The 2,670-nt window shown below is 74.5% G+C and carries 2 protein-coding genes; one reads left to right on the forward strand and one right to left on the reverse strand.

The annotated features are described in order from the left end of the window. Positions 1–257: 257 nt before the first annotated feature. The gene (locus AC068A_RS37265) at positions 258–920 is read right to left on the reverse strand and encodes a MerR family transcriptional regulator (protein WP_478590736.1); all 663 of its coding nucleotides are present in this window, start codon (positions 918–920) and stop codon (positions 258–260) included. Between the two features lie 130 nt (positions 921–1,050). Between AC068A_RS37265 and AC068A_RS37270 the strand changes: the two genes are divergently transcribed. Beyond that, complete coding sequence (locus AC068A_RS37270; protein ID WP_478590737.1) at positions 1,051–2,487, forward strand: DUF3533 domain-containing protein; 1,437 nt, start codon at positions 1,051–1,053, stop codon at positions 2,485–2,487. The last annotated feature ends 183 nt before the right edge of the window (positions 2,488–2,670 follow it).

Genomic DNA, 2,670 nt, shown 5'->3' on the forward strand with positions numbered 1-2,670 from the left:
AGGAAGGGGTCTGGGAGGGTGGTGGGGGGGGTGGGTTTGGCGGTGTGGCTTGGAAAGCGAAGGAAAGGGGGGGGACCACCCCCCCCCCCCCCCCCCCGCCCCCCCCCCCCCCCCCTCCCCCCCCCCCCCCCCCCCCCCCTCTTCCCCCCCCCCCCCCCCCCCCCCCGGTCCGCGGTCGGACGTCGGCACCCGTGCCGACGGACGTGCCCCTGCCCCTGCCCCTGCATCCCGGCGACGCCCCCGGCGTGGACGCGCGGCTATCCGGCGGCGGGGTCCTCGGCCGTGATGCGGCGGCGGACCTGGTCCTCCTGGGCCATGCGCCGCAGCAGTTCGAGCACGGGGGCGGACAGGGCGAACACGATGACCGCCTGCTCGGCCAGCGCCGCCGAGTCCCGGAAGGCGGCGGCGCGGCGCAGGTCGAGGCGGGCGATGGAGTCGGCCAGTTCGGCGTAGGCGAGGAGGCCGTCCGGCCGGTAGCCGGCGTCGAGCCGCCTGAGCTGCCTGAGCGCGGTGGTGAGCCCCCGTACGTGCGGGGAGGTGTCGGGGACCTGCCAGTCCATGGCTGCGATCAGCTGCGCGACGTCCGCTTCGGCGGCCGCTTCGGCCTCGGCCTCCCGATCGGAGTCCCCGGCCGGGGCTTCGGCCACAGGCACCGGGAGGGCGTAGCTGATCGCGCCGAGGGCGGCGTCGGTGGTGTCGGCGCGGTCGACGGCGGCGAGGACCTCGCGGGTGGCGGCGATGGACAGCCCGCCCAGCGTGGTCAGCGCCTTGATCAGCCGGAGCCGGTGGACGTGCTCCTCCCCGTACTCGGCCAGGGTCGCGGCCGTGGCCCGGCCGGCGGGCAGCAGCCCTTCCCGGCGGAAGTACTTGATGCTGGCGACGGGCACGCCCGTGCTGCGGCTGAGCTCCGAGATCCTCATGGGCTACCTCGCTGTGGTGCGGCCGGGCTTCCGCCGCCGTCGATTGGACACCCCAAGAAGATACTGCCACTATCTAGTAACTGGATACCTTGAATATCCAACTACTCCATGTAATCACCCTGGAGCTGCCATGCTTTCGCCCCAGCCGTCCGCCGCGCCGCCGCCGCCGCCCACAGCGTCCTCCAAGCCCTCCTCCGTCCTGCGCAGCCCACGACTGTGGACGGGCACGGGCGCGATCCTCGCGGTGGTCTCGACGCTGTTCGCGCTGCTCTACGTCGGGGGCAACGTCAACCCGAAGGGCAACCTGCGCGACCTGCCCGTCGCGCTGGTCAACAGCGACCGGGGCGCCGACTCGGGCGGCAAGCGCGTCAACTTCGGCGAGCAGGTCGTCACGGGGATCGAAAAGTCCGCGAGCTCCGACCGGAGCATCTCGTGGCAGGTCCTCAGCCGCGAGGAGGCCGACCGGCGGCTCGGCCAGGGCAAGCTGTACGGTGCGCTCGTCGTCCCGGAGGACTTCACCGCCTCGGTGTCGGCCCTGACCGCACCGCCGGCCCAGGCCCAGGCCCAGCCCCAGGGGCAGCAGCAGGCCAAGCCCCAGGGACAGGCACACGCACAGGCCCAGCCGCAGGGGCAGGGGCAGGCGCAGCCGCAGCCGGTCCGCCCGAAGCTGACGGTGCTGACCAACCAGGCCGCCGGCAGCTTCGGCTCCTCCATGGCCTCCCAGGCGACCCAGAAGGCCGCCCACGCCGCCTCCGTGCAGCTCGGCAAGGAGCTCCTCGCCCGCATGTCCGGCCAGGGCGCGGCCGCCGCCCAGCTCCCCCCGGCCGCCAAGCTGATGCTCGCCGACCCCGCCGCCGTGGAGGTCGCCGACGGCCACCCGCTCGGCGCGCGAAGCGCGATGGGCCTGAGCGCGTTCTACTACGCCCTGGTCCTGCTGGTGTGCGGCATGCTCGCCGCCAACGTGATCAACTCCCAGGTCGACAACGCGCTCGGCTACCTGCACACCGACTACGGCCCCTTCCGCAAGCGCACCCCCGTCCGGCACACGAGCCGCGTGCGCACCCTGGCGATCAGCACCGTGCTGATGCTGGGCCTCTCGGTCGTGATGGGCTCGCTGGTCGAGGTCATCACCGTGCGCCTGCTGGACATGGACGCCTCCCACCTGGGCCTGCTCTGGCTGTACTCGGTGGGCACCATCGCGGTCGTCGGCATCAGCGGCCTCGCCCTGCTGGCCGCCTTCGGCACGCCCGGGATGCTGGTCTCCACCATCGTCTTCATCGCGATGGCCGTCCCCTCTTCCGGTGCGACCGTGCCGCTGGAGGCGCTGCCCGGGTTCTTCCGTACGCTCGCCGAGTTCGAGCCGCTCCGGCAGCTCACCGGCGGCCTGCGCTCCATCCTCTACTTCGGCGCGCAGGGCGACGCCGGCCTCACCCGGGCCTGGGCCGCCATGGGCATCGCGCTCGCCGTCTCCCTGGTCTTCGGCTTCGGCGTCACCCGCCTCTACGACCGCAGGGGCCTGGACCGCATCCCCCAGCCCGCGGAGTCCCCGGACACCGCGGCGGTCTGACCGCACCCGCCGAAGGACCTACCGGCACCGCCGGCTCCCCGGGGGGGGGGGGGGGGGGGGGGGGGGGGGGGGGGGGGGGGGGGTTGGCGGGGGGGGGGGGGGGGGGGGGGGGGGGGGGGGAGGGGTTCTCGTGCACATCCTGTTGCAGGCGGGGGGGGGGGGGGGAGGGTGGGGGGGGGAGGC

The organism is Streptomyces sp. NPDC043854 (assembly GCF_056436005.1).

What these genes read in the sequence shown, in the direction of transcription:
- AC068A_RS37265 (WP_478590736.1), bottom strand. Translation starts at nt 920, where the DNA reads ATGAGGATCTCGGAGCTCAGCCGCAGCACGGGCGTGCCCGTCGCCAGC.
- AC068A_RS37270 (WP_478590737.1), top strand. Translation starts at nt 1,051, where the DNA reads ATGCTTTCGCCCCAGCCGTCCGCCGCGCCGCCGCCGCCGCCCACAGCG.